The organism is Ewingella americana, from assembly GCF_006438725.1.
Taxonomy (GTDB): Bacteria; Pseudomonadota; Gammaproteobacteria; order Enterobacterales; family Enterobacteriaceae; genus Ewingella; species Ewingella americana_A.
This window is the reverse complement of sequence record NZ_RCZD01000010.1, coordinates 1-24,734: the sequence shown is the minus strand read 5'-3', so window position 1 is coordinate 24,734 and position 24,734 is coordinate 1. Positions and strand designations below refer to the sequence as shown.

Below are 24,734 nucleotides of genomic sequence, written 5' to 3'. Positions count from 1 at the left end.
AGCCTGAGGACGTTGCATGACGCGATTTACCCCCACTGAGACCGACGCCGTCGTTGAACTGCGCGGTATATGTAAACAGTTCGGCAAAGTTCAGGCCAATGACCGGGTTGATATGACCATTGCGGCCGGTGAAATTGTCGCCCTGCTTGGGGAAAACGGCGCAGGCAAAAGTACGCTGATGCAAATTTTGTACGGTTTATATCAGGCCGACACCGGGGATATTTTTGTGGAAGGGCAGCGGGTCAGTATTAAGGATCCGGGCGACGCAATACGGCTGGGCATCGGCATGGTTCATCAGGAATTCATGCTGGTTCAGCCGATGAGCGTGGTCGAAAACGTGATTTTAGGCCTGAAAGAGACCCGCAGCGGCTATCTGGATTTGCGCTCAGCGGCCAAACGCCTGCAAGAGATTTCAGACCAACACGGACTGGCGGTGGATCCCTGGGCGAAAGTCCAGCATTTGCCGATCGGCGTGCAGCAGCGGGTGGAGATCCTCAAGCTGCTGTACCGCGACGCCAAAGTGCTCATTCTCGACGAACCCACCGCCGTACTGACACCGCGTGAGAAAGAGGGGCTGTTCGCCACGCTCGACTCCTTGCGGGCCGAAGGGCGTTCGGTGGTGATCGTCACCCATAAACTGTATGAAATCATGGCAGTGGCCGACCGCGTCTGCGTAATGCGCAGCGGGAAAATGGTCGAAAGCGTCGCCGTTAATGACACCTCAGAAACGGATTTGGCCCGCCGCATGGTGGGGCGCGATGTTTTACTGCGGGTAGAAAAAACAGCACAGGCGCCGGGTGAGGAAGTGCTGCACATCGACAACATCGCCATGCGCGACGAAGCCGGAAACCAGAAGATCTGGCGCGTGGCGCTGAAAGTGCGGGCTGGGGAAATCCTCGGTATTGCGGGGGTGGACGGCAACGGGCAGTCGGAGCTGGCTGACGCCTTGCTCAATCTGCGGCCTATCGAGGCTGGCCGTATTGTGCTGGGCGGCGTCGATATTTCTGACTACACGCCCGCACAGCGTCGTGCGGCAGGCATGGGGTTTATTCCCGCCGACCGTCGCGGTGTTGGATCGGTGACGTCGATGTCCATCAGCGATAACGCGATTCTCGGTGCGCCGCGTCAGCATACGCGAGCGCGCGGCTGGTTGTTTCGCAAGAAAGCCATCACCGCCAAGGCGCAGGAGATCGTGAATCATTTTCGCGTGGTGACGCCGGACCTGGAATTTGAAGCCGGAAAACTCTCTGGCGGCAATCTGCAAAAACTGATTTTAGGCCGCGAAGTGCTGCGCCGCCCACGGGTGTTGGTGGTCGAGCAACCAACGCGGGGTCTGGACGTCGGCGCAGTGGAAGCGGTGTGGCAGGCCTTGCTGGAGGCGCGTCAGCAGGGCTGCGCGATTGTGATGATTTCCGCTGAACTGGAAGAAATTATGAATTTATCTGACCGCATTGCGGTGATGTACGCCGGGCAGATTGCGGGCGTGCTGGATGCTGTCGCTGCCACCACCGAACAGATTGGCGAACTGATGGCGGGCGGGCAACTGACTGATAAGCCGCTGAACACCGGAAAAAGCGCGGCTATGCGGGAGGCATCATGAAAGCCTTTCTCGAACGCCGCCATGCGCCGGTGGATTCCACGCTGGCATTAGTGCTGACCACGGTTCTGGCCCTGGTGGCTGCTTTTATTCTGGCCGGTTTGCTGTTTATTCCGTTCGGGGCCAGTCCGTTGTCGGCATTCGGTTCGCTCTTCGCTGAAGCGTTTGGCTCGCTGCGCGGCTTCAGCCAGACGTTAGTGCAGGCGACACCGCTGATTTTAATTGCCCAGGCCACCATCGTTATCTGGCGTGGTGGACTGGGGTACATCGGATTCGAGGGCTGCTTTTTAGTGGGAGCCGCTGCGGCATCTTATGTGGCATTGGGCGGCACGCCGCAGGGCATGTTCATCATGTTGCCGGTCTGGGCATTCTGGCCGGTGGTGATCGTGGCCGCCTTTGCGGCAGGCGCTCTCTGGGCTGGCATGGTCGGCATCATGCGCGTGCGCTTTGGTGGCAACGATGTGCTGATCTCCCTGATGGCGAACTATGTGGCGGCATTCCTGATTCAGTATCTGGTTTCCGGCCCGATGCGCGCTACCGGTGATTTACCGCAGACGCCGCGACTGCCGGTCGAAAGTTGGCTGCCGATGATCATGCCCGGCATGCGGGCGCATATGGGGCTGCTGATCGCGCTGGTCTGTTCGGTGCTGGTGTGGATTTTGATCCGCGCCACCCCGGTCGGTTACGAAATGATGGTCAGTGGCCTGAACCCGAAAGCGGCGCGCTATGGCGGCATTAACGTGGTACGCCGTCAGATGCTGGCGGTATTTCTCGGCGGCGGCCTGGCGGCGCTGGCCGGGTTGTGCGCGGTGCTCGGCGTGCAGCACCGTCTGATGGACGGCCTGGCGGGCGGCGTTGGTTTCGTCGGCGTGGTGGTGGCATTACTGGCGCGGCTCAACCCGCTGGTTGTGATCCCGACGGCCATTCTTTACGGCGGTCTGGAAGTTGGTGGCAGCGCGATGCAGCGCCAGACCGGCTTGCCGACGTCGGTCATTTTTATTCTGGAAAGTCTGGTGGTGCTGTTGATTCTTGCCGGGGACATTCTGCGTTACTACCGCATCAACTGGCCGGGGCGCGTTGCCCCGACGCTTACGGCACCGGTCACGGAGAATAAATCATGAGTCTGTGGGCGCATCTTGATACGGCATTTTTCATTACCTGGCTGGCGGCGGCAGTGCGTCTCGCCGGACCGGTATTGCTGGCGTCGCTGGGTGAGATTTATGCGGAACGTTCCGGCGTACTGAATATCGGTATCGAAGGCACGGTGCTGATGGGCGCGCTGTCGAGTTATCTGGTGGCGGTATGGTCAGGTTCGACCGTGCTGGGTTTCTTCGCCGGTGGCGTGGGCGGGTTAATCGTCGGGCTGTTTCTGGCATTTCTCTATCTGCGTGCGCTGGCCAGTCAGGTGGTGGTCGGTATTGTCTTCAATATTCTGGCGGCCGGTGTGGCGACTTACGTCTATAGCTTAGTGATTGGCAACAATACTTCGCCGACCATCGCGATGTTCAATGCGTTGCCGCTGCCGTGGTTGTCGCATTTGCCGGTGATTGGCAGCATTTTCTTCAACCAGCCGTGGCCGCTGTACCTCACGCTGATTTTGGTGGGGGTGGCGCAGATCGGTCTGTTTCATACCCGCTTCGGGTTAACGCTGCGTGCGGTGGGTGAAAACCCCCGCGCCGCCCATGCCGCCGGACTGAACGTTCAGCGTGTCCGAACCTATGGCGTGATGCTCTCCTGCCTTGGCGCAGGGCTGGCGGGCGGGTATCTGGTGACGGCGCAGATTGGCCTGTTTCGCGACAACATCGTCAGCGGGCAAGGGTTTATCGCCCTGGCGATTGTGATTTTCGGCCGCTGGAGCCCGGTGAAAGCTTTGCTGGCGGCCTTTATTTTCGGCGCTGCCGATGCGCTGCAACTCTCTTTGCAGCTGTTCGACAACGCACTACCGGCGCAGGTGCTGCTGGCCCTGCCTTACTTACTCACCATTCTGGCGATGTCGGGCATTGTCGGCAAAACCGTTCAGCCGGGCGCACTGACCCAGCCTTATCGCAAGGAGTAGTAAACGATGTTGCACAGTTTCCGTGGTACTGACGCTAAGTCAGCGCAGGCTTTCCGTATCAGCCCGCAAGACACCAACTATTTCGCCATTCTGTTCGACAAAGAACAGGATCAGATCGAAAACATTTTCGTCATCGAAATCTTCAAAGTCGGCGGTGCGACGCCACCCAATGAGCACGCGACGGCGCACGAGTTCTTCTATGTCCTGCACGGCGAAGGCATTGCCCGTTGCGATGGTAAAGAGAGGGCGCTGAAGAAGGGCGACGCGCTGTTACTCGCGCCGGGCAATGAGCATCTGATCCGTAATACCGGTACGTCGAAGCTTTACACCCTGACGGTGATGACGCCGAACGAAGGCTTCGCCGAACTGATCCGGGGTGGCGAGCCCGTCGAATTAGACCAAGAAGATTTATGCATCCTGAGCGGGGCGACGGGGAGCGAGACGGCATGATGTCGAAGCAGTCTGATCTTATTCCACTGGGCGCCAGCCCGCGTAATCAATGGCATGTCTCGGCGCAGCAGGTTGATCTGGTGCGCGAGGGTGTTCCGCCACAGACCATTACGGTGGCTGACGGCGAGCGGCACATCCGGCTGGATGTACGGCGCACGGCGCTTATCGTGATTGATATGCAAAATGACTTTTGCCATCCCGACGGCTGGCTGGGGCACATCGGCGTAGACGTCACGCCAGCTCGCGGCCCGATTGCGCCATTGCAGCGCTTGCTGCCCGCGCTGCGCGAGACGGATATTCCGGTTATCTGGCTGAACTGGGGCAACCGTGCCGACAAACTCAACCTCAGCCCGGCGGTGTTGCATGTTTACAAACCGACGGGGGAAGGGGTTGGCCTGGGCGATCCATTACCGGTTTCCGGTGCACCGGTATTGCAGCAGGGCAGCTGGGCGGCGGCGGTGGTCGATGAACTGACGCCGGTGGAGGGCGATATCAGCGTCGACAAATACCGCATGTCCGGTTTCAAGGACACCGAGCTCGATAGCATCCTGCGCAATCTTAACGTCACCACTTTGCTGTTCGCCGGGGTTAATGCCGATCAGTGCGTGCTCTGTACCTTGCAGGATGCCAACTTCCACGGTTATGACTGCCTGCTGCTCGAAGACTGCTGCGCCACCACGTCGCCGCAATATTGTCTGGACGCCACCTTGTACAACGTTCGCCAGTGTTTTGGTTTTGTCACCGGTTCGGAACAATTGCTGACGCAGCTGGAACGTTAATTCTCAGGAGAAAGAAGATGTCTTACATTCTGGCCGACGGCTGGGTTATCACCATGAACCCGCAGCGCGAGGTGCTTGAGCACGCCAGCATTCTGATTGAAGGCGACCGCATCAGTGCTATCGGGACGCGTCAGCAACTGGTGGCCAGCCATCCTGAGTCGGAAGTGGTGGATTGCCGCGATGCGATCATTATTCCCGGCATGGTTAATACCCATACGCACCTGTTCCAGACCTTACTGAAAGGGCTGGGCGACGATATGGTGCTGAAAAAGTGGTTCACCTGCATGACTGGGCCGAGTGCGGTAGAGCTGACGGAAGAGGATGTGTTCGCGGCGGCGATGCACGGCTGCGTTGAGTCGCTGCGCTCCGGCGTCACCTCACTGATCGATTTTATGTATGCCCATCCGCGCCCTGGCCTGACGGCCAAAGTGGTCGAAGCGTTTGAGCTGACCGGTATTCGTGGCCGCGTATGTCGTGGTTTTCTGACCACCGGCGCAGAACACGGCATCCCGGAACAGTTAATCGAAGCGCCGGAAGCTGCGCTGGCCGATGCCCGCAAGCTGATTTACCAATACAACCGCGAGGGCGGACGGGTGAAGGTCGGGCTGGCGCCGAGCATGATCTGGGCGCTGGATGAAAAAGTGCTGCGCGGTACGCGGGAACTGGCCAACGAAACCGGCGTGCTGATCACCACGCATGTAGCAGAAACCGATTTTGAAATTGCGCAGTCACAGCTGCGTTTCCAAAGTACCGATACCGAATTCCTCAGCGAGATTGGTTTTCTCGGCCCTGACGTTCTGGCGGTGCATTGCGTGCAGTGCAGCAGTCGCGATATCCGGGCGCTGAAACATCATGATGTGCGCGTGTCGCATAACCCGTGCAGCAATATGTATCTGGCCTCCGGCGTTGCGCCTATTCCTGAAATGCTGGCGGCAGGGCTGACGGTAGGGCTGGGCTCAGATGGTCCGGCGAGCAGCAATAATCACAACCTGTTTCAGGCCATGAAAATGGCGGCACTGGTGCAAAAGGGCGTACATCGTGACCCGACCATCATGACGGCGGAGAAAGTGCTGGAGATGGCGACCATCGACGGTGCGCGGGCGATTGGCCTCGAAGATGAAATCGGTTCGATCGAGGTGGGTAAAAAAGCGGATATCGCGGTGATTAGCACTGACCATCCGGCGATGACGCCGCTACATCATCCGGTTTCTGCACTGGTCTATTCAGCGCTCGGTCATGAAGTGACGGACGTGTTTGTTGATGGTCAGCCGGTACTGCGCAACGGCCAGCTGACGCGGGTGAATGAGCGCGACGTCATGGTGCGTTCGCAACAGGCGGCCAACAGTCTGGCGGCGCGGGCGGGCAGTGACCGGTTCAAACACCGTCCATGGCGTTCGGCGTCATTCTGATTGTAGCGAATTCAGTTCCAGTCGTCCTGCCGCTCTTCTTCGCCCGCACGGAACTGACCGCGCGGCATAATGTTCAGCGTTTCGTGCAGTTCCGACCACACCAGCACCACGTCACCGCTTTTTAACTGGCGTTTGACGTCTTCTACCTTCTGTTCCAGCGTGCGTTCCTGCTCGCCGTAATCGGTGCCTTCACGCAGTACGAAGGCTTCAATCACGCTGTTGAGGATCTCAGCGTCCAGTTCTTTCCAGGGAATAATCACAAACTTTGTTCCTTTATATACGGGGCGATCCATGCCGGAATGCGTTGCTCGAGCCACATTTTCGGGTTGCGCAGGCTGCCGGAGACGAAACCCACGTGGCCGCCATGTTCGGTTAATTGATACTCGACGCATGCCGGTAAATCAGTGGCTTGTGGGATCACTTCCGGCGTCATGAAGGGGTCATCTTTGGCATGAATGATCAGCAGCGGAATGCGTACCTGTGACAGCATCGGCAGGCCGCTGCAACGGCGGTAGTAGTCCAGCGCATCGGTGAAACCGTGGGCTTTCGAGGTAATGGCGTCGTCGAAATCACGGATGCGCCGCATCGATTTCAGCTCTGCCAGCGTCACCGGCAGGGTGCCGGGATATTTCGCCAGTTTACGCGAAGCGTTTAGCTTGAGCTGGTCGAGTAAATAACGCTGATAAAACCGCGATGATCCGCGTTCCAGCCGGTAGGCACAGGGTTCAAGCATCAGCGGGGCTGAGACCACAACGGCCGCTTTGAGTTTACAGTTTTCACCCTCCTGCCCGAGATAACAGGCCAGCATGTTGCCGCCGAGCGACACGCCGACGGCACCGGTCGGCACATCCCCGTAGGTGTCCCGCAGCCAGTTGAGAAAGAAGCGGGCATCTTCGGTTTCGCCGGAGTGGTAAATGCGTTGCATTTTATTGGGTTCGCCGCCGCAGCCGCGAAAATGCATCACCACGCCGAGCCAGCCCTGTTCACGCCAGGCGTGCAGCAGGCCGTGCGCGTAGGGGCTGTAGAAATTCCCTTCCAAACCATGAAACAGCACCATGCGGGGTTTGTGACGCGCCAGCGCCGGATCTTCGCTCCAGGCTAAATCAACGAAATCGCCGTCCGGTGTGTCCAGTCTTTGCCAGTGCGGTTTGAGCATCGCGTGCCGCCGGACCAGCCGTGGCAGCAGCGTTTGCAGATGCGGATTACTGGCTCCGCGCAGGGGGCGAAAGGATTCATGCATATGATGAATAATATTCTCGTCATGAGGTCTTGTGCGATCAATATCACACTGATAGCTTCAATCCTATCGCACATTCTTCGGGTCGGAGTACCCAATTAAATGGAACTTAGTTTATTCTTTTCGATGCTTGGTTTTTTGTGGGTCGCGGCCATCACACCAGGCCCGAACAATATGTTGCTCACCACGTCCGGCGCTAACTTCGGGTTCTTGCGATCACTCTGGCTGATGATGGGTATTATGCTGGGTATGCAAAGCATCTTGTTGCTGGTGGCGTTCGGTGTCGGCAGCCTGATCATGGTCTATCCCGCGCTGCACCTATTCCTCAAAATTGCCGGTAGCCTCTATCTGCTGTGGCTGGCGTGGAAGATTGCCACCTCGGTGTATGAAAAACTGGAAGTCGGTGCCGCACCGCCAAAACCGCTGCAATGGTATCAGGGCTGGTTATTACAATTTCTCAACCCGAAAGCCTGGCTGATGGGCCTGGGTGCGGTCGCCAGTTTCAGTCTGGCGGGTGCGGAATATAACCATTCCATCGCAGCGATTAGCGTCGGGCTCTTCATCGTCAATCTGGTGTCGGGCATTATCTGGCTGGGATTTGGTACGGTAATTGGCCGACTGCTCAGCAGCCGTCGCGCCTGGTATACCTTTAATGTGGCGATGGGGATTTTGACAGCGGCCTGTGTGCTGCTGATCTGGCGCTGATTTTCTCCCTTGTTACCAACGGCTTCCCATCGGAGGCCGTTTTTATGCCCCGTTATATTCCATAAAGTAATTAAAGATAATTTCTAATTACTTTCTATCTTTTTTCGCCTCCGCTAAAACTGTCTGACAAACAACAATCATTCCCCTGCGCGGAGCACCTTCTTATGGCGAGCAAGTCTTTCACCCGTTTCAAATTTCATGGCGTGGCCCTGGCACTGAGCCTGGCCGCGTTTGGCGCACAGGCGGCGGATGTCACCGTGGCGTATCAGACTTCTGCGGAACCGGCCAAAGTGGCACAGGCGGAAAATACGTTCGCCAAAGATTCCGGTGCGAAGGTGGACTGGCGCAAGTTTGACAGCGGCTCCAGCGTGTTGCGTGCGCTGGCCTCCGGCGATGTACAAATCGGTAATATCGGCTCCAGCCCGCTGGCTGTGGCGGCGAGTCAGAAGCTGCCTATCGAAGTGTTTCTGCTGGCCTCCGAGCTTGGCAGTTCGGAAGCGCTGGTGGTGAAGAAAGAGATTAAAGACCCGAAAGATTTGATTGGTAAGCGCATCGCGGTGCCGTTTATTTCCACCACCCATTACAGCCTGCTGTAGGCGCTCAAACATTGGGGCATCGACCCTAAACAGGTCACCATCGTGAATCTTCAGCCACCGGCTATCGCTGCGGCCTGGGCACGCGGTGATATCGATGGCGCTTACGTCCGGGCTCCGGCGGTCAACGAGCTGGAGAAGACCGGCAAGGTGCTGACGGACTCCTCGCAGGTTGGCAAATGGGGCTCGCCAACGCTGGATGTCTGGGTAGTGCGCAAAGATTTCGCCAAAGCGCACCCGGAGATTGTGACGGCTTTTGCCCGCAGCGCACTGAAAGCGCAGGGCGACTATCTGCAACAGCCGGAGAAATGGCTGCAGGATAAAAACAATCTCGACACGCTGTCGCGCCTGAGCGGTGTGCCGGATGAGCAAATTCCTGATCTGGTGAAAGGTAACCGCTATCTGCCAGTGGATGAACAAATCACCCAGCTCGGCCAGCCGGTGAATAAAGCCATTAAAGACACGGCGGCGTTCCTCAAAGAGCAGGGGAAAATTCAGCAGACTGACGATGACTACAGCGACTACGTGACTAACGAGTTCGTGAAAGCCGTCAAGGCTGACCCGAAATCCTGAGGAGCCAACTATGTTAAACGTCTCGCATCTGTCGGCTGAATATCAGGGGAAACCTGCGCTGAAAGACATTTCATTGCAGATTGCCAGCGGTGAACTGGTGGTGGTGCTCGGCCCGTCAGGCTGTGGCAAAACCACGCTGCTGAATCTGGTGGCCGGTTTTCTGCCTGCGTCCGGCGGTTCCATCACCCTCGACGGCCAGCCGGTCAGCGGGCCGGGAGCCGATCGCGGTGTGGTGTTTCAGCATGAAGGTTTGCTGCCGTGGCGGGACGTGCAAAGCAATGTGGAGTTCGGCCTGCAACTGGCGGGCGTGAATAAAACCCAGCGGCGCGACACCGCGCAACGCATGTTGAGCAAGGTCGGGCTGGCGGGTTACGAGAAACATTTTATCTGGCAGCTCTCCGGCGGTATGCGCCAGCGCGTGGGGATCGCCCGTGCACTGGCGGCGGACCCGCGTTTACTGCTGCTCGACGAGCCGTTCGGCGCGCTGGATGCCTTCAACCGCGAACAGATGCAGGAGTTATTGCTGACCATCTGGCGCGATACCGGCAAACAGATTCTGTTGATCACCCATGACATCGAAGAGGCGGTATTTCTGGCCAGCGAACTGTTGCTGCTCTCGCCGGGGCCGGGGCAGGTGGTTGAGCGGCTGAAACTCAATTTCGGCCAGCGTTATGCCGGGGGTGAGAACTGCCGGGCGATCAAGTCTGACCCGGAATTTATTGCCCAACGCGAATATGTGCTGAGTAAAGTCTTCCAGCAGCGCGAGGTGCTGATATGAGCCTGGATTCCACCTTGAAAGAAACGGTCCGCGCCGCCACTCCGCGCCGTCTGTGGCTGCCACGCATCCCGCGCAATGTGCGCCTGAGCATCGCCACGCTGGCGGTTCTGCTGTTGGTCTGGTGGGCGGTGACCGCGCTGAAGTTAATCAGCCCGCTGTTTTTACCTGCGCCGCAGCAGGTGTTGCATCAGCTGTATGTGATTGCCAGCCCGCAGGGGTTTATGGACGCCACGCTGTGGCAGCATCTGGCCGCCAGCCTGACGCGCATCGTGATTGCACTGCTGGCCGCGGTGATCATCGGCGTGCCGGTTGGGATCGCGATGGGTCTTAACGATACGGTGCGCGGAATATTGGACCCGCTGATTGAGCTTTACCGTCCGGTACCGCCGCTGGCCTATTTACCGCTGATGGTGATCTGGTTTGGCATCGGCGAGACCTCCAAAATCTTGCTGATTTATCTGGCGATTTTCGCGCCGGTGGCGCTTTCCGCCGTCGCCGGGGTACGCAGTGTTTCGCAGGTGCGGGTTCGCGCGGCGCAGGCGCTGGGGGCCAGCAAATGGCAAGTGCTGCGTTATGTCGTCTTGCCGAGTGCGCTGCCGGAAATTTTAACCGGTATCCGCATCGGGCTGGGTGTGGGCTGGTCCACGCTGGTGGCCGCCGAGCTGATTGCCGCCACGCGCGGTCTGGGATTTATGGTGCAGTCCGCCGGAGAATTTCTGGCGACTGACGTAGTGATTGCCGGTATCAGCGTCATCGCGCTGATCGCTTTTAGTCTTGAACTCGGGCTGCGCGCCTTGCAGCGCAAACTGACCCCGTGGCATGGAGAACAACAATGAATGAACGTCTGGATATCACGCCGTTAGGCCCTTACATCGGCGCGCAGATTGAGAATGTCGCGCTGGCCCGCCCGCTGTCTGACGCCCAGTTTGAGCAGCTGTATCATGCGTTGCTCAAGCATCAGGTGCTGTTCCTGCGTAACCAGCCAATCACGCCGGTGCAGCAGCGTGCGCTGGCGGTGCGCTTTGGCGATCTGCATATTCACCCGGTGTATCCGCATGCGCCGGACGTTGAAGAGATCATCGTGCTGGATACCCATGACGACAATCCGCCGGACAACGATAACTGGCACACCGACGTGACCTTTATCGAGACACCGCCTGCGATTGCCATTCTGGCGTCAAAACATCTGCCTTCCACCGGCGGCGACACGCTGTGGACCAGCGGTATTGCGGCCTATGAAGCGCTGTCTGCCCCCTTCCGGCAGTTGCTGTCCGGGTTGCAGGCCGAGCATGATTTCACCAAGTCGTTTCAGGAGTTCAGGCACCGTAAGTCTGAGGAAGAACACCAGCAGTGGCTGAAAGCCAAAGAGAAGAACCCCCCGTTATTGCACCCGGTGATCCGCACGCATCCGGTGAGCGGCAGGCAGGCGCTGTTCGTCAACGAAGGGTTTACCACGCGGATTGTCGGGCTGAGTGAGAAGGAGAGTTCGGCAATTTTGAATTTCCTGTTCAGCCACGTGACCAAACCGGAGTTTCAGGTGCGCTGGCGCTGGCAGGAAAATGATATCGCGATCTGGGATAACCGCGTGACGCAGCATTATGCTAATGCCGATTATTTGCCGCAGCGGCGCATTATGCATAGAGCGACGGTGCTGGGCGATAAGCCTTTCTATCGATAGTCGCGTTTTTGTACGGGGCTGCGGCGGCGTTGCGGCGTCACCTTGGGTTGCTCACATACTGGAGTATGCTCCGCTCCCAAGGTGACTGGCGCCTTGCCTCGCTCCCGTACAACCACGCTCGGAAAGGGGATTGTGAGGGAAAAGAAAGGATCAACTTTCTAAATCAAATCCTTTCGCTGACTCTTCCAGTTGTTCCTGGGCGTCGAGCCAGGTCATTTCGGTGTCGTCGAGTGCGCTTCTCACTTTGATTTGCTGTTGCAGGCATTCGGTCAGTTCGGCTTTGCGGCTGATGTCGTAAAGCGCTGAGTCGGCCAGTTTCTCTTCGATAACGCTCAGCTCTTTAGTGAGCTTTTCCATCTGTGATTCCAGCTTGGTGATCTGCTTGCGCAGCGGCTGGGTTTGATTACGGAAGTCGGCTTCGCGTCGCTTCTGGTCTTTACGCGATTGCGCACTGTTCACGCCATCTTTAGCGGGTGCTTCTTGCTGGCTCTCCTGACGCTGAATATCCACCAGCCATTGCTGATAATCTTCCAGATCGCCGTCGAACTGCTCTACTTTACCGCCGTGAACCAGATAGAGGTCATCGGTGGTGGAGCGCAGCAGGTGGCGGTCATGCGAGACCACGACCATGGCACCTTCGAAGTCCATCAGCGCTTCGGTCAGCGCCTGACGCATATCGAGATCCAGGTGGTTGGTCGGTTCATCGAGCAGCAGCAGGTTAGGGCGCTGCCAGACGATGAGCGCCAGCACCAGACGGGCTTTTTCGCCACCGGAGAAGCGTTCGGTCGGGTCTGTGACTTTGTCGCCGTGGAAACCAAAACCGCCTAAATAGTCACGCAGTTGCTGTTCGGTCTCTTTGGCTGCGATGCGCGTCAGGTGTTGCAGCGGCGATTCGTCGGCCCGTAAAAACTCCAGCTGATGCTGGGCGAAATAACCCAGTTTCACGCCTTTCGATAGCCCGATATCTCCCCGCAGCGGCGGCATGGTGCCCGCCAGCAGTTTGATCAGCGTTGATTTACCCGCGCCGTTACGGCCAAGCAGCCCGATACGCGAACCCGGTACCAGATTGAGTTTGATGGAGTCCAGAATGGTGTTGTCGCCATAACCGGCGCTGACTTTTTCCATGCGCAGCAGCGGATCGGGCAAGTTTTCCGGCGAACGGAAGCTAAAATGAAAAGGATTGTCGACGTGTGCCGGGGCAATCAGCTCCATACGCTCGAGCATTTTGATGCGGCTCTGCGCCTGTTTGGCTTTGGTCGCCTGGGCGCGGAAACGGTCAATGTAGCTTTGCAGATGCGCCACTTTTTCCTGCTGGCTTTCAAACAGCGACTGCTGTTGCGACAGTTTGGTCGCCCGCTGGCGTTCAAATGACGAGTAGTTACCGGTGTATTCGTTCAGCGTCTGCTGTTCGATGTGCAGGATTTTATCGACAATCGGGTCGAGGAAGTCGCGGTCATGGGAAATCAGCACCAACGTGCCGGTGTAGCTTTTCAGCCACTTCTCCAGCCAGATCACCGCATCTAAATCAAGGTGGTTGGTCGGTTCATCAAGCAGCAGCAGATCAGAGCGGCAGATCAGCGCCTGCGCCAGGTTGAGACGCATACGCCAGCCGCCGGAGAAGGATTTCACCGGTTGCTGCAACTGGCTCTGGGTGAAGCCAAGGCCGCTGAGTAAACTGGCCGCACGCGCCGGGATGGTCCAGGCCTGAATGGCGTCGAGCTTGCCATGCACGTGTGCGATGGCGTGGCCGTCGTCACGTTCGTTGGCTTGCTGTAATTCAGACTCCAACTGACGAAATTCGCGGTCGCCATCGATAACATACTCAATGGCAGGGACGTCAAGCGCAGGCGTTTCCTGATTTACCCAGGCTAATGCCCAGTTATTAGGAAACGTCAGGTTGCCCGCATCGGCGCTCATTTCGTTTTTCAGCAGTGATATCAGCGTGGATTTACCACAGCCGTTTTTGCCGACCAGACCGACTTTCTGGCCGGGATTAATGGTGGCTGACGCGTTGTCCAGCAGGACATTGGTACCGCGTCGGATTTGTAATGAGGAGAAAACAATCATAAAGCGCCGTGTTGAGAGTATGTTAAATTGTCATCTAAATTCGAGATGATTTATGCGGCGTCTGTACCGCTTATTTGAGCCAAAATTGTCACAATATTAAACAAGACGTATTGCGTCCTATTTTTAGTCTTTGCGAAGCATGGTAACGGAAAAACCGCACCCTGACGACGCTTTGGAGGTATTGATGTCGCAGCCACCCAAGGTTTTGCTGCTGTATGCCCACCCGGAATCGCCCGATTCGGTTGCCAATCGTGTTTTATTGCAACACGCCCGGCAGCTGGAGCATGTCACGGTTCATGATTTATATGCCCATTACCCTGATTTCTTTATCGATATCCATCGCGAACAGGAGTTGCTGCGCGAGCATAAGGTGATTGTCTTCCAGCATCCGCTCTATACCTACAGTTGCCCGGCGCTGCTCAAGGAGTGGATGGACCGCGTGCTGGCCCGGGGTTTCGCCAGCGGCGCGGGCGGCAATGCGCTACGTGGCAAGTATTGGCGTTCTGTAGTGACGACCGGTGAACCCGAAGGGGCTTATAAGGCCGGGGGGTATAATCGCTACCCAATGAGCGACATCATGCGGCCGTTCGAGCTGACGTCTGCCATGTGCCATATGCACTGGATGACGCCCATTATCATCTATTGGGCGCGCCGACAGAAGCCTGATGTGTTGCAAAGCCATGCGCAGGCGTATGGCGAATGGTTACAGTCACCGATTGCACACGGGGGCCACAAATAATGGACGGTTCCAATCTACCGGCAGCCATTCTGCTGTTTCTGTTTGCGGCAGTCGTCGCGGTGCCCATCGCTCAGCGACTGGGGATTGGCGCGGTGCTCGGTTATTTGATCGCCGGTATCGCCATCGGCCCCTGGGGGCTGGGCTTTATCCGCGATGTGGATGAAATTCTGCACTTCTCTGAGCTCGGTGTCGTATTCCTGATGTTTATCATCGGGCTGGAGCTGAACCCCGGCAAACTGTGGGAGCTGCGGCGGCAAATTTTTGGCGTCGGTGCCGGGCAGGTGATATTGACCGCTGCGGTACTCGGCGGTTTGTTGTATCTGACTAAATTCTCATGGCAGGCGGCGCTGATCGGCGGCATCGGCCTGGCGATGTCATCGACGGCGATGGCGCTGCAGCTGATGCGCGATAAGAGCATGACCCGCAACGAAGGCGGCCAGTTGGGTTTTGCGGTGCTGCTGTTTCAGGACATTGCGGTTATCCCTGCGCTGGCGCTGATTCCGTTGCTGGCCGGTGGCTCGGAAGGGGCCAATAACTGGGCGCTGATTGGCCTCAAGGTGCTGGCGTTCGCCGGGATGTTGATCGGCGGGCGTTTTTTACTGCGGCCGATTTTCCGGCTGATCGTGGCTTCCGGCGTGCGGGAAGTGTTTACCGCCGCCGCGCTGTTGCTGGTGCTTGGCTCGGCGCTGTTTATGGACTCGCTGGGCTTCTCGATGGCGCTCGGCACGTTTATCGCCGGGGTATTGCTGGCGGAAAGTGAATATCAGCATGAGCTGGAAATCGCGATTGAACCCTTTAAGGGGCTGCTGCTCGGGCTGTTCTTTATCTCGGTCGGCATGGCGCTGAATCTCGGTGTACTTTATACCCATATTCTGCTGGTTCTGGCGGGCGTTCTGGCGCTGGTGGCGGTAAAAGGTGGCGTCCTGTACGCCCTCGCCAGAGTATTTGGCCTGCGCACCTCGGTACGGCTGCAATTTGCCGCCGTACTCAGCCAGGGGGGAGAATTTGCCTTTGTGCTGTTCTCGGCCGCCGGGGCGCAGAAAGTCATCTCTTCCGAGCAGTTGTCGCTGTTATTGGTGGTAGTGACCTTATCGATGATGACGACGCCGTTGCTGATGCAGGGCGTGGACCGGATTCTGGTTCGCCGCTACAACGATAAAGAGGAAAGTGACGAAAAGCACTTTGTGCAGGATGACGAACCGCAGGTGATCATCGTGGGCTTCGGGCGATTTGGCCAGGTGATTGGTCGCTTGCTGATGGCCAACAAAATGCGTATTACGGTACTGGAGCGTGATATCAGCGCCGTGGGCCTGATGCGCACCTACGGCTACAAAGTCTATTACGGTGACGCGACGGAGCTTGAGTTGCTCAGGGCATCGGGTGCGGAGAAGGCCAAATCCATCGTCATTACCTGTAATGAACCTGAAGATACGATGGAAATTGTGCATCTTTGCCAGCAGCATTTCCCGCATCTGAATATTCTGGCGCGTGCCCGCGGGCGTGTTGAAGCGCATGAACTGTTGCAGGCGGGCGTCACGCATTTCTCCCGCGAGACGTTCTCCAGCGCACTGGAACTCGGTAAGAAAGCTTTGGTGACGCTGGGAATGCATCCGCACAGTGCGTATCGTGCGCAACAGCATTTTCGCCGTCTGGATATGCGCATGCTGCGTGAACTTGTACCGCAAAACCGTGGCGACGTGGCGCAGATTTCCCGCCTCAAAGAGGCACGCCGCGAACTGGAAGAGATCTTCCAAAGTGAAATGCATAACGAACGCCGCCAGCTTGATGGCTGGGACGATGACGAATAACCGCCTTTTATTGCGGGCCGCTAAAATTTTTTTTGCAAAACGTTTCCGCTGCCCCCACGTTAAAAGCAGGCGCAAGACGCAACATTTCTGGAGAGTAAGTGATGGCTACAACCCGTAAGCGTTTCATTGCCGGGGCGGTTTGCCCGCAGTGTAAGGCGCTGGATACGCTGGCTTTATGGACAGAAGATCAGGTCGAAGTGGTCGAGTGCATCAAGTGTGGGCTGCACAAGCGCCAGACGGATGAGCAGGTCAGTAAGACGTTGCGCCCGGAAGAACAAGTTATCGGTATTTTTGATCCGAAGTAGCGTTCTTGGCCGCGTTTTTTTATGCTGTTCGGTACAGAGGCGCGGATTTCCGCTACACTCTTCGCCAAATTTATTCGGCACCGTTTTCGTATCCGCTCGTTTGTCTCAAGATACGGGTAACGCGCCGTAACTGAATTAGCCTGAAACGACGTGGCGTTCGTTACCCGAAGCGTTCGCAGACAATAAATTAAGTTTCCAACGGTAGGAGTTATCATGAAAGTATCTAAAGATCTGGTCGTCAGCGTGGCATACCAGGTACGTACAGAAGACGGTGTGTTGGTTGATGAATCTCCGGTGAGCGCACCGTTGGATTACCTGCACGGCCATGGTTCTCTGATCTCTGGCCTGGAAACTGCGCTAGAAAATCACGCCATTGGTGACGTATTCGACGTGCATGTTGGCGCAAATGACGCTTACGGTGACTACGACGAAAACCTGGTGCAGCGCGTGCCTAAAGACGTGTTCATGGGTGTTGAAGAGCTGGAAGTGGGTATGCGTTTCCTGGCTGACACCGACCAGGGGCCGGTTCCTGTTGAGATCACTGAAGTTGACGGTGACCACGTTGTGGTTGACGGTAACCACATGCTGGCAGGTCAGGATCTGAACTTCCACGTAGAAGTGGTGGCTATCCGTGAAGCAACCGAAGAAGAACTGGCTCATGGTCACGTTCACGGTGAGCACGGTCACGACCATGGTCACGATCACGAGCATGGTGACGGTTGCTGCGGCGGCCACGGTCACAGCCATGATCACGAGCACGACCATGGCGAAGTGAAAAAAGGCGGTTGCGGTGGCAACGGCGGCTGCGGTTGTCATTAATCGCCAGCCATGAAGAAAAGGCATCCTGCGGGATGCCTTTTTTGTTTCTGCTGCCCGGCAAGACCCGTAATTAATAGTGTGGCGGAGGGGTTTCTTCGGACTGGTCAGCAATCTGCGATGGCTGCGAGGCACGCAGTTTGTCAGTCAGCAGACGCAGGTGGTCATGCAGTCGGCTCATCTCCAACTGATGAGACGTGACGATGGTGTTGAGTTCATCAATTGTCACTTCCTGGAATGCCAGGCGACTTTCCAGCATTTCCAGTCGGTGTTCCAGTGTGTTCTGGTCCATAGTATTCCCCTCTAAGTGCGGCTGACAGGACAGTCAGGAGCGCGATTCTACCTGCAATGAAAGAGAATTGCCTGACCTCCTGATGTAGGACTTTTCGTAATATGTGCCTTTGCCGAAACTAATTGGATCAAAAAAGGTCCGAATAAGACGCTATTGGTTAGTATAGATATTGTCTTGTCTGAACAGGGACAGTTATAGTAACCGACGAATTTTCGTAATTGTTACCTGAGGTAATACGCTTCAGGTCTTGGAGAAATGGATGAAATCACTGTTTAAAGTAACACTGTTAGCGACCACGATGGCACTGGCTCTGAATGCTACGCAGGTTATGGCAGCCGACGCAGCGAAAGCCGCTGAGACGCCAGCTGCTGCACCAGCCGCCGCCGCTCCGGCCGCGACTGATACCGCAAAGTTTAAAAGTGATGACGAGCAGGCTGCTTACGCTCTGGGTGCTTCACTTGGACGCTACATGGACAATTCTCTGAAAGAACAAGAGAAACTGGGTATCAAACTGGATAAAGACCAGTTGATCTCCGGTGTTCAGGACGCTTTTGCGAATAAGAGCAAGCTGTCCGATCAGGAAATCGAAAAAACCCTGCAAACCTTCGAAGGCCGTGTGAAAGCTTCCGCTCAGGCTAAAATGGAGCAAGACGCTAAAGCTAACTCCGACAAAGGTGACAAATTCCGCGCTGATTTTGCTAAAACCAAAGGCGTGAAGAAAACGGAATCAGGTTTGCTGTATCAGGTTGAGAAACCAGGTACCGGTGAAGTGCCAAAAGACAGCGACACTGTGGTTGTGAACTACAAGGGCACCCTGACCGACGGTACTGAGTTTGATAACTCTTATACCCGCGGCGAGCCTCTGTCTTTCCGTCTTGACGGTGTTATCCCAGGCTGGACCGAAGGCCTGAAACACGTGAAGAAAGGCGGCAAAATCAAGCTGGTCATTCCACCAGAACTGGCTTACGGCAAAACCGGCGTTCCGGGGATCCCTGCTAACTCTACTCTGGTCTTCGACGTAGAGTTATTGGACGTTAAAGCGGCACCAAAAGCAGATCCAAAAGCAGCTGAACAACCTGCTGATGACGCAGCCGCAGCCGCAGCACCTAAAGCAAAATAAATTTGCCCGGTGTAGTGAAGAACCGTCGCTTAATGCGGCGGTTTTTTTTGTCTGATGGATTAATTGCATTCAGACCCTCATTTTACTGCGGTTACTCTATGATGATCACTTGACGCGTTTGCCCGTCGGGCATAACGTCACTATTCCACGTGATCCCAGCGTGTCTGCCTGTGCAATTGTTACAGTAACGGACCTGGGATATTGATTGATACGTATTGCTGCTGTCAGGCAAATGCGATGTAGAGGGTGGTAGCTTCGATGTCTAATTCGCTTATATCTGGCGAAACCGGCGAACTGGATTTGCTGGACCAACGTCCTTTCAATCAGACCGACCACGAAATACTCACCTCCTATGAGGCAGTCGTCGATGGTCTGGCCATGTTGATTGGTGAACATTGCGAAATTGTTCTGCATTCTTTAGAAGATCTGAAATGCTCGGCGATTCGGATCGCTAATGGTGAACATACCGGACGGAAAATCGGCTCACCGATAACCGATCTGGCGCTGCGTATGCTGCACGATATGACCGGCGCTGACAGTAATGTCTCCAAAGCTTATTTTACCCGCGCCAAAAGCGGCGTCCTGATGAAATCTCTTACTATTGCTATCCGCAATCGTGAACAGCGAGTCATTGGGCTGCTTTGTATCAACATGAATCTTGATGTGCCTTTCTCGCAAATTATTCAAACTTTTATGCCGCCTGAAACGCAGGAAGTGGCTCCCTCTGTGAACTTTGCTTCATCGGTTGATGATCTGGTTGCCCAAACGCTGGAGTTCACCATTGAAGAGGTTAATGCCGACCGAAATGTGTCTAACAATGCGAAGAATCGTCAGGTTGTGCTGAATCTTTATGAGAAAGGCATTTTTGATATTAAAGATGCCATTAATCAGGTTGCTGACCGGCTGAATATTTCCAAACACACTGTTTATCTCTATATCCGACAGTTCAAAAGCGGTGATCTGGTGGGGAACGAGCGTTGAAGCTACGTTATTGTCTGCTGGTCACCGGCCCTGCGTATGGTACGCAGCAGGCCAGTGCGGCCTATCAATTTGCTCTGGCGCTGCTCGCTTGTGGGCATCAGCTTGAAAGCATCTTTTTCTACCGTGAGGGCGTGTTGAATGGCAATCAACTTTCTACGCCTGCGTCGGATGAGTTTGATTTAGTGCGAGCATGGCAGCGCTTAGCCGCCGATAACCGGGTTGCACTGAATGTCTGCGTGGCTGCCGCTTTGCGGCGTGGCGTGATTGATGATGCAGAGGCGCGCAATCAGGGGATGGAGTTTGCCAACCTTCAGCCCGGATTTACCCTCACCGGTTTGGGCAGTCTGGCTGAAGCGTCGCTGACCTGTGACCGATTGGTACAGTTTTAAATGCAAGGTGTGAACCCACTATGAAGAGAGTCGCTTTTGTTTTTACGCATGGGCCACACGGGACGTCATCAGGACGGGAAGGGCTGGATGCTTTGCTGGCGACGTCGGCATTAACTGAGGATATCGGGGTTTTCTTTGTGGCCGATGGCGTATTTCAGCTATTAGCCAATCAGCAACCGGATAAAATTTTAGCACGTAATTACATCGCGACTTACGGCGTTTTATCTCTGTATGACATCGACCAGTGCTTTGTCTGTGCGGCCTCGTTAAAAGTGCGAGGGTTGGCCGATGAGCGCAACTGGGTACTGGATACAGAGGCGCTGGCAGAAGATGAATTACGTGAAAAGTTGTCTGAATATGATGTTGTTATGACTTTTTAATGCAGGAAAACTCATGCTTTTTACCTTGGCTAACTCTCCGCAATCTTGTGATTTAACAGCACTTCTTCGTCTCATCGGTCCACAAGATGCACTCTTGCTTGTTCAGGATGGTGTACTGGCGGCTGTGAAAAACGGCGAGGCTGGCGAACGTTTGGCGACACTGGGTCTACCGGTTTATGTACTGAGTGAGGATCTGTCTGCTCGCGGGTTGGTTGGTCAAATTTTACACAGTGCGACCTTAATCGACTATACTGGTTTCGTTGCGCTGACCGAGAAGCACTCCCAGCATATGGCATGGCGATGACCGCTAATACTGTATATTTCTTGACACCCTCGTAGGTCAGCCCTAAAATTCTGCGTCCCCGTATTAGCTCATGCTTTTAGTGGGGCGGTTTATCATGCGTTTACAAAGTAGTTTATGAAACAAAATCCAGGAGCTTTTTAATGGCAACAATTAATCAGCTGGTACGCAAACCACGCTCTACGAAGGTTGCTAAAAGCAACGTTCCAGCGCTGGAAGCTTGCCCGCAGAAACGTGGCGTATGTACTCGTGTATATACTACCACTCCTAAAAAACCAAACTCCGCACTGCGTAAAGTATGCCGTGTGCGTTTGACTAACGGTTTTGAAGTTACCTCCTACATTGGTGGTGAAGGTCATAACCTTCAGGAACACTCCGTGATCCTGATCCGTGGCGGTCGCGTAAAAGACTTGCCAGGTGTGCGTTATCACACCGTCCGCGGCGCATTGGACTGTTCAGGCGTTAAAGACCGTAAGCAATCTCGTTCTAAATACGGCGTTAAAAAGCCGAAGTCTTAATGGTTCTCCGTTAAGTAAGGCCAAACATTTTCACATTACTGTCAAAATAAACTCTTAGAGTTTTGGACAATCCTGAATTAACAACGGAGTATTTCCATGCCACGTCGTCGCGTCATTGGTCAACGTAAAATTCTGCCAGATCCTAAGTTCGGATCCGAACTTCTGGCTAAATTCGTAAACATTCTGATGGTAGATGGTAAAAAATCTACTGCAGAAACAATCGTCTATAGCGCTCTTGAGACCCTGGCTCAACGCAGCGGTAAAGGCCACCTGGAAGCTTTCGAAGTCGCACTGGACAACGTTCGTCCGACTGTCGAAGTTAAGTCCCGCCGCGTAGGTGGTTCAACTTATCAGGTTCCAGTAGAAGTACGTCCGGTTCGTCGTAATGCCTTGGCAATGCGTTGGATCGTTGAAGCTGCTCGTAAACGCGGTGATAAATCCATGGCTCTTCGCCTGGCGAACGAACTTTCTGATGCAGCAGAGAACAAAGGTACTGCTGTTAAGAAACGTGAAGACGTTCACCGTATGGCTGAAGCCAACAAGGCGTTCGCCCACTACCGCTGGTAATCACCTCGCAGTAGTTATGCTAACCAAGCGGGCGCTTCAAGAAGCTAACCCGCTTGGCTTAACTGAACTTGAACGTCCTAGTAATAGAGGAATCAAATGGCTCGTAAAACACCCATTGAGCGCTATCGCAACATCGGTATCAGCGCGCACATCGACGCCGGTAAAACGACGACGACCGAACGTGTTCTGTTCTACACCGGTGTAAACCATAAAATCGGTGAAGTTCATGACGGCGCAGCCACCATGGACTGGATGGAGCAGGAGCAGGAACGTGGTATTACCATCACGTCCGCTGCGACCACCTGTTTCTGGTCTGGTATGGCTAAGCAGTTCGAACCACACCACATCAACATCATTGACACCCCAGGGCACGTTGACTTCACCATCGAAGTTGAACGTTCCATGCGTGTTCTTGATGGCGCGGTAATGGTTTACTGTGCAGTTGGTGGTGTTCAGCCACAGTCTGAAACCGTATGGCGTCAGGCAAACAAATATAAAGTTCCACGTATCGCGTTCGTTAATAAAATGGACCGTATGGGTGCTAACTTCCTGAAAGTTGTTGATCAGATTCAAAAACGTCTGGGTGCAAATCCTGTTCCTCTGCAGCTGGCTATCGGTGCTGAAGAGAAATTCACCGGTGTTGTTGACCTGGTGAAGATGAAAGCGATCAACTGGAGCGAAGCCGATCAGGGCGTGACCTTCGAATACGAAGAGATCCCGGCTGATATGCAAGAGCTGGCTGAAGAATGGCGTCAGAAACTGATTGAGGCCGCTGCTGAAGGCTCTGATGAGTTGATGGAGAAATTCTTTGGTGGCGAAGAGCTGACTGAAGAAGAGATCAAAACCTCACTTCGTGCGCGCGTATTGCGTAACGAAATTATCCTGGTTACCTGTGGTTCTGCGTTTAAAAACAAAGGCGTACAGGCAATGCTGGATGCGGTTGTTGAGTATCTGCCAGCACCAACTGACGTTGAAGCTATCAACGGTTTGTTGGATGACGGTAAAGACACTCCGGCAGTTCGCCATTCTGACGATTCTGAGCCGTTCTCTGCTCTGGCGTTCAAAATCGCTACTGACCCATTCGTGGGTAACTTGACGTTCTTCCGTGTTTATTCCGGCCTCGTCAACTCAGGTGACACTGTATTTAACCCAGTGAAATCGCAGCGTGAACGTCTGGGTCGTATCGTTCAGATGCACGCTAACAAGCGTGAAGAGATCAAAGAAGTTCGTGCAGGCGATATCGCTGCAGCGATCGGCTTGAAAGACGTGACTACCGGTGACACTCTGTGTGATCCAGATAATGTGATCATCCTGGAGCGTATGGAGTTCCCTGAGCCGGTTATCTCTGTAGCGGTAGAACCAAAAACCAAAGCTGACCAGGAAAAAATGGGTCTGGCTCTGGGCCGTCTGGCAAAAGAAGATCCATCATTCCGTGTATGGACTGATGAAGAATCTGGTCAGACTATCATCGCAGGTATGGGTGAGCTTCACCTGGACATCCTGGTTGACCGTATGCGTCGTGAGTTTAACGTTGAAGCGAACGTAGGTAAGCCGCAGGTTGCTTACCGTGAAGCGATTCGCGCTAAAGTTACCGACATCGAAGGTAAACACGCTAAGCAGTCTGGTGGTCGTGGTCAGTATGGTCATGTTGTTATCGACATGTACCCGCTGGAGCCAGGCACCAACCCGAAAGGCTACGAGTTTGTCAACGAAATCAAAGGTGGTGTGATTCCTGGTGAATTCATCTCTGCGATTGATAAAGGCATCCAGGAGCAGCTGAAGTCTGGTCCATTGGCGGGTTACCCAGTAGTAGATCTCGGTGTGCGTCTGCACTTCGGTTCTTACCACGACGTTGACTCCTCCGAGTTGGCGTTTAAACTGGCTGCTTCTATTGCCTTTAAAGATGGTTTTAAGAAAGCGAAACCTGTTCTGCTTGAGCCGATCATGAAGGTTGAAGTAGAAACACCGGAAGAGAATACTGGTGACGTAATCGGTGACCTTAGCCGTCGCCGTGGCCAGCTGAAAGGCCAGGAATCTAACGCTACTGGCGTTCAAATTCACGCTGAAGTTCCGCTGTCTGAAATGTTCGGATACGCAACTCAGCTGCGTTCTCTGACCAAAGGCCGTGCATCTTACACCATGGAATTCCTGAAGTACGATGATGCGCCGAATAACGTGGCCCTGGCCGTTATTGAAGCTCGTGGCAAATAAGCCACTGGTTTAAACACAATTGATCCCGTGCTCTCTCTATGAAGGGAGAGCACACGAGTAAGGAATATAGCCGTGTCTAAAGAAAAATTTGAACGTACAAAACCGCACGTTAACGTTGGTACTATCGGCCACGTTGACCACGGTAAAACTACCCTGACTGCTGCAATCACTACCGTTCTGGCTAAAACCTACGGTGGTTCTGCTCGTGCATTCGATCAGATCGATAACGCACCAGAAGAAAAAGCTCGTGGTATCACCATCAACACTTCTCACGTTGAATATGACACCCCAGCTCGCCACTACGCGCACGTAGACTGCCCAGGACACGCCGACTATGTGAAAAACATGATCACCGGTGCTGCTCAGATGGACGGCGCTATTCTGG

The 24,734-nt window shown here is 55.0% G+C and carries 27 protein-coding genes and 1 pseudogene; 24 read left to right on the top strand and 4 right to left on the bottom strand.

From position 1 onward, the window contains the following. Window positions 1-16 precede the first annotated feature (16 nt). From EAH77_RS17610 to EAH77_RS17585, 6 genes are read left to right on the top strand one after another with little or no spacing between them, the layout of a single operon-like run. Window positions 17-1,600: an ABC transporter ATP-binding protein gene (locus EAH77_RS17610; protein ID WP_140474121.1), complete on the top strand. Its 1,584-nt coding sequence runs from the start codon at window positions 17-19 to the stop codon at window positions 1,598-1,600. After that, entirely contained in the window at window positions 1,597-2,718 is a 1,122-nt protein-coding gene (locus EAH77_RS17605; protein WP_140474120.1) for an ABC transporter permease, read from the top strand. The genes EAH77_RS17610 and EAH77_RS17605 overlap by 4 nt, the downstream gene beginning before the upstream one ends. After that, on the top strand, window positions 2,715-3,653 hold the full coding sequence (locus EAH77_RS17600) for an ABC transporter permease (RefSeq protein ID WP_140474119.1): 939 nt from the start codon (window positions 2,715-2,717) through the stop codon (window positions 3,651-3,653). Before EAH77_RS17605 ends, EAH77_RS17600 begins: the two co-directional genes overlap by 4 nt. Before the next feature lie 6 nt (window positions 3,654-3,659). Further along, complete coding sequence (locus EAH77_RS17595; protein ID WP_140474118.1) at window positions 3,660-4,103, top strand: cupin domain-containing protein; 444 nt, start codon at window positions 3,660-3,662, stop codon at window positions 4,101-4,103. Beyond that, window positions 4,100-4,882: a cysteine hydrolase family protein gene (locus tag EAH77_RS17590; RefSeq protein WP_241673485.1), complete on the top strand. Its 783-nt coding sequence runs from the start codon at window positions 4,100-4,102 to the stop codon at window positions 4,880-4,882. Before EAH77_RS17595 ends, EAH77_RS17590 begins: the two co-directional genes overlap by 4 nt. A 17-nt stretch (window positions 4,883-4,899) precedes the next feature. Then, window positions 4,900-6,291, top strand: coding sequence for an amidohydrolase family protein (locus EAH77_RS17585; RefSeq protein WP_140474117.1), 1,392 nt, complete (start codon window positions 4,900-4,902; stop codon window positions 6,289-6,291). Window positions 6,292-6,302: 11 nt separating this feature from the next. On the opposite strand, the gene EAH77_RS17580 is transcribed toward EAH77_RS17585, so the two are convergent. Together EAH77_RS17580 and EAH77_RS17575 are read right to left on the bottom strand one after the other, a co-directional pair. After that, window positions 6,303-6,551, bottom strand: a complete 249-nt coding sequence (locus tag EAH77_RS17580; protein WP_140474116.1) for a YheU family protein — start codon at window positions 6,549-6,551, stop codon at window positions 6,303-6,305. Then, entirely contained in the window at window positions 6,548-7,531 is a 984-nt protein-coding gene (locus EAH77_RS17575; protein ID WP_140474115.1) for a hydrolase, read from the bottom strand. The genes EAH77_RS17580 and EAH77_RS17575 overlap by 4 nt, the downstream gene beginning before the upstream one ends. 99 nt (window positions 7,532-7,630) lie before the next feature. On the opposite strand from EAH77_RS17575, the gene EAH77_RS17570 reads away from it, so the two are divergent. From EAH77_RS17570 to tauD, 5 genes and pseudogenes are all read left to right on the top strand, one after another. Further along, window positions 7,631-8,233, top strand: coding sequence for a LysE family translocator (locus tag EAH77_RS17570; RefSeq protein ID WP_140474114.1), 603 nt, complete (start codon window positions 7,631-7,633; stop codon window positions 8,231-8,233). A gap of 164 nt (window positions 8,234-8,397) precedes the next feature. After that, window positions 8,398-9,399: pseudogene (gene tauA, locus EAH77_RS17565) on the top strand (taurine ABC transporter substrate-binding protein). Between the two features lie 10 nt (window positions 9,400-9,409). Further along, window positions 9,410-10,177 carry a taurine ABC transporter ATP-binding subunit gene (gene tauB / locus EAH77_RS17560; RefSeq protein ID WP_140474113.1) on the top strand — a complete coding sequence of 256 codons (768 nt, stop codon included), beginning with the start codon at window positions 9,410-9,412 and terminating at the stop codon, window positions 10,175-10,177. Next, on the top strand, window positions 10,174-11,013 hold the full coding sequence (gene tauC, locus EAH77_RS17555) for a taurine ABC transporter permease TauC (RefSeq protein WP_140474112.1): 840 nt from the start codon (window positions 10,174-10,176) through the stop codon (window positions 11,011-11,013). Before tauB ends, tauC begins: the two co-directional genes overlap by 4 nt. Next, window positions 11,010-11,855: a taurine dioxygenase gene (tauD, locus tag EAH77_RS17550; protein ID WP_140474111.1), complete on the top strand. Its 846-nt coding sequence runs from the start codon at window positions 11,010-11,012 to the stop codon at window positions 11,853-11,855. Before tauC ends, tauD begins: the two co-directional genes overlap by 4 nt. 150 nt (window positions 11,856-12,005) lie before the next feature. On the opposite strand, the gene EAH77_RS17545 is transcribed toward tauD, so the two are convergent. Next, the gene (locus EAH77_RS17545) at window positions 12,006-13,922 is read right to left on the bottom strand and encodes an ABC transporter ATP-binding protein (RefSeq protein WP_140474110.1); all 1,917 of its coding nucleotides are present in this window, start codon (window positions 13,920-13,922) and stop codon (window positions 12,006-12,008) included. 184 nt (window positions 13,923-14,106) lie between these two features. Between EAH77_RS17545 and kefG the strand changes: the two genes are divergently transcribed. The 4 genes from kefG (at window position 14,107) to slyD (ending at window position 17,593) form a co-directional block, all read left to right on the top strand. After that, the gene (gene kefG / locus EAH77_RS17540) at window positions 14,107-14,661 is read left to right on the top strand and encodes a glutathione-regulated potassium-efflux system ancillary protein KefG (protein ID WP_140474109.1); all 555 of its coding nucleotides are present in this window, start codon (window positions 14,107-14,109) and stop codon (window positions 14,659-14,661) included. After that, window positions 14,661-16,469 (top strand): glutathione-regulated potassium-efflux system protein KefB, encoded by a 1,809-nt coding sequence (kefB, locus tag EAH77_RS17535; RefSeq protein ID WP_140474108.1) that lies wholly within the window; start codon window positions 14,661-14,663, stop codon window positions 16,467-16,469. Before kefG ends, kefB begins: the two co-directional genes overlap by 1 nt. Window positions 16,470-16,570: 101 nt before the next feature. Then, the gene (locus tag EAH77_RS17530) at window positions 16,571-16,774 is read left to right on the top strand and encodes a YheV family putative zinc ribbon protein (RefSeq protein WP_140474107.1); all 204 of its coding nucleotides are present in this window, start codon (window positions 16,571-16,573) and stop codon (window positions 16,772-16,774) included. Between the two features lie 213 nt (window positions 16,775-16,987). Continuing rightward, complete coding sequence (gene slyD, locus EAH77_RS17525; protein WP_140474106.1) at window positions 16,988-17,593, top strand: peptidylprolyl isomerase; 606 nt, start codon at window positions 16,988-16,990, stop codon at window positions 17,591-17,593. Between the two features lie 70 nt (window positions 17,594-17,663). Here the strand turns inward: slyD and EAH77_RS17520 are convergent, their stop codons facing one another. Continuing rightward, window positions 17,664-17,882, bottom strand: coding sequence for a protein SlyX (locus tag EAH77_RS17520; RefSeq protein ID WP_140474105.1), 219 nt, complete (start codon window positions 17,880-17,882; stop codon window positions 17,664-17,666). A gap of 259 nt (window positions 17,883-18,141) precedes the next feature. On the opposite strand from EAH77_RS17520, the gene fkpA reads away from it, so the two are divergent. The 9 genes from fkpA to EAH77_RS17475 all read left to right on the top strand — a co-directional run. After that, window positions 18,142-19,002, top strand: coding sequence for an FKBP-type peptidyl-prolyl cis-trans isomerase (fkpA, locus tag EAH77_RS17515; protein WP_140474104.1), 861 nt, complete (start codon window positions 18,142-18,144; stop codon window positions 19,000-19,002). Window positions 19,003-19,260: 258 nt separating this feature from the next. Beyond that, window positions 19,261-19,983 (top strand): helix-turn-helix transcriptional regulator, encoded by a 723-nt coding sequence (locus tag EAH77_RS17510; RefSeq protein WP_161985820.1) that lies wholly within the window; start codon window positions 19,261-19,263, stop codon window positions 19,981-19,983. Beyond that, a complete protein-coding gene (tusD, locus tag EAH77_RS17505) occupies window positions 19,980-20,372 on the top strand; it encodes a sulfurtransferase complex subunit TusD (RefSeq protein WP_140474102.1) in 393 nt (130 codons plus the stop codon). Before EAH77_RS17510 ends, tusD begins: the two co-directional genes overlap by 4 nt. Window positions 20,373-20,392: 20 nt before the next feature. Continuing rightward, the gene (gene tusC, locus EAH77_RS17500; protein WP_140474101.1) at window positions 20,393-20,752 is read left to right on the top strand and encodes a sulfurtransferase complex subunit TusC; all 360 of its coding nucleotides are present in this window, start codon (window positions 20,393-20,395) and stop codon (window positions 20,750-20,752) included. Window positions 20,753-20,765: 13 nt separating this feature from the next. Beyond that, on the top strand, window positions 20,766-21,056 hold the full coding sequence (tusB, locus tag EAH77_RS17495) for a sulfurtransferase complex subunit TusB (RefSeq protein ID WP_140474100.1): 291 nt from the start codon (window positions 20,766-20,768) through the stop codon (window positions 21,054-21,056). Between the two features lie 140 nt (window positions 21,057-21,196). Then, window positions 21,197-21,571, top strand: a complete 375-nt coding sequence (gene rpsL / locus EAH77_RS17490; RefSeq protein ID WP_013573668.1) for a 30S ribosomal protein S12 — start codon at window positions 21,197-21,199, stop codon at window positions 21,569-21,571. Window positions 21,572-21,667: 96 nt separating this feature from the next. Further along, the gene (gene rpsG, locus EAH77_RS17485; RefSeq protein ID WP_140474099.1) at window positions 21,668-22,138 is read left to right on the top strand and encodes a 30S ribosomal protein S7; all 471 of its coding nucleotides are present in this window, start codon (window positions 21,668-21,670) and stop codon (window positions 22,136-22,138) included. Between the two features lie 96 nt (window positions 22,139-22,234). Then, window positions 22,235-24,349 (top strand): elongation factor G, encoded by a 2,115-nt coding sequence (gene fusA / locus EAH77_RS17480; protein WP_140474098.1) that lies wholly within the window; start codon window positions 22,235-22,237, stop codon window positions 24,347-24,349. Between the two features lie 72 nt (window positions 24,350-24,421). Next, window positions 24,422-24,734 (top strand): GTP-binding protein (locus tag EAH77_RS17475; RefSeq protein WP_241673484.1); only part of this gene is annotated, 313 nt, incomplete at its 3' end.

Excerpts from the sequence above, each read along its gene's own strand:
- EAH77_RS17510 (WP_161985820.1), top strand. The coding sequence starts at position 19,261 with ATGTCTAATTCGCTTATATCTGGCGAAACCGGCGAACTGGATTTGCTG.
- rpsG (WP_140474099.1), top strand. The coding sequence starts at position 21,668 with ATGCCACGTCGTCGCGTCATTGGTCAACGTAAAATTCTGCCAGATCCT.
- EAH77_RS17595 (WP_140474118.1), top strand. The coding sequence starts at position 3,660 with ATGTTGCACAGTTTCCGTGGTACTGACGCTAAGTCAGCGCAGGCTTTC.
- slyD (WP_140474106.1), top strand. The coding sequence starts at position 16,988 with ATGAAAGTATCTAAAGATCTGGTCGTCAGCGTGGCATACCAGGTACGT.
- EAH77_RS17530 (WP_140474107.1), top strand. The coding sequence starts at position 16,571 with ATGGCTACAACCCGTAAGCGTTTCATTGCCGGGGCGGTTTGCCCGCAG.
- rpsL (WP_013573668.1), top strand. The coding sequence starts at position 21,197 with ATGGCAACAATTAATCAGCTGGTACGCAAACCACGCTCTACGAAGGTT.
- EAH77_RS17610 (WP_140474121.1), top strand. The coding sequence starts at position 17 with ATGACGCGATTTACCCCCACTGAGACCGACGCCGTCGTTGAACTGCGC.
- tusC (WP_140474101.1), top strand. The coding sequence starts at position 20,393 with ATGAAGAGAGTCGCTTTTGTTTTTACGCATGGGCCACACGGGACGTCA.
- fusA (WP_140474098.1), top strand. The coding sequence starts at position 22,235 with ATGGCTCGTAAAACACCCATTGAGCGCTATCGCAACATCGGTATCAGC.
- kefB (WP_140474108.1), top strand. The coding sequence starts at position 14,661 with ATGGACGGTTCCAATCTACCGGCAGCCATTCTGCTGTTTCTGTTTGCG.
- tauD (WP_140474111.1), top strand. The coding sequence starts at position 11,010 with ATGAATGAACGTCTGGATATCACGCCGTTAGGCCCTTACATCGGCGCG.
- fkpA (WP_140474104.1), top strand. The coding sequence starts at position 18,142 with ATGAAATCACTGTTTAAAGTAACACTGTTAGCGACCACGATGGCACTG.
- EAH77_RS17585 (WP_140474117.1), top strand. The coding sequence starts at position 4,900 with ATGTCTTACATTCTGGCCGACGGCTGGGTTATCACCATGAACCCGCAG.
- tusB (WP_140474100.1), top strand. The coding sequence starts at position 20,766 with ATGCTTTTTACCTTGGCTAACTCTCCGCAATCTTGTGATTTAACAGCA.
- kefG (WP_140474109.1), top strand. The coding sequence starts at position 14,107 with ATGTCGCAGCCACCCAAGGTTTTGCTGCTGTATGCCCACCCGGAATCG.
- EAH77_RS17605 (WP_140474120.1), top strand. The coding sequence starts at position 1,597 with ATGAAAGCCTTTCTCGAACGCCGCCATGCGCCGGTGGATTCCACGCTG.
- EAH77_RS17575 (WP_140474115.1), bottom strand. The coding sequence starts at position 7,531 with ATGCATGAATCCTTTCGCCCCCTGCGCGGAGCCAGTAATCCGCATCTG.
- tauC (WP_140474112.1), top strand. The coding sequence starts at position 10,174 with ATGAGCCTGGATTCCACCTTGAAAGAAACGGTCCGCGCCGCCACTCCG.
- EAH77_RS17545 (WP_140474110.1), bottom strand. The coding sequence starts at position 13,922 with ATGATTGTTTTCTCCTCATTACAAATCCGACGCGGTACCAATGTCCTG.
- EAH77_RS17590 (WP_241673485.1), top strand. The coding sequence starts at position 4,100 with ATGATGTCGAAGCAGTCTGATCTTATTCCACTGGGCGCCAGCCCGCGT.
- EAH77_RS17570 (WP_140474114.1), top strand. The coding sequence starts at position 7,631 with ATGGAACTTAGTTTATTCTTTTCGATGCTTGGTTTTTTGTGGGTCGCG.
- EAH77_RS17600 (WP_140474119.1), top strand. The coding sequence starts at position 2,715 with ATGAGTCTGTGGGCGCATCTTGATACGGCATTTTTCATTACCTGGCTG.
- EAH77_RS17520 (WP_140474105.1), bottom strand. The coding sequence starts at position 17,882 with ATGGACCAGAACACACTGGAACACCGACTGGAAATGCTGGAAAGTCGC.
- tauB (WP_140474113.1), top strand. The coding sequence starts at position 9,410 with ATGTTAAACGTCTCGCATCTGTCGGCTGAATATCAGGGGAAACCTGCG.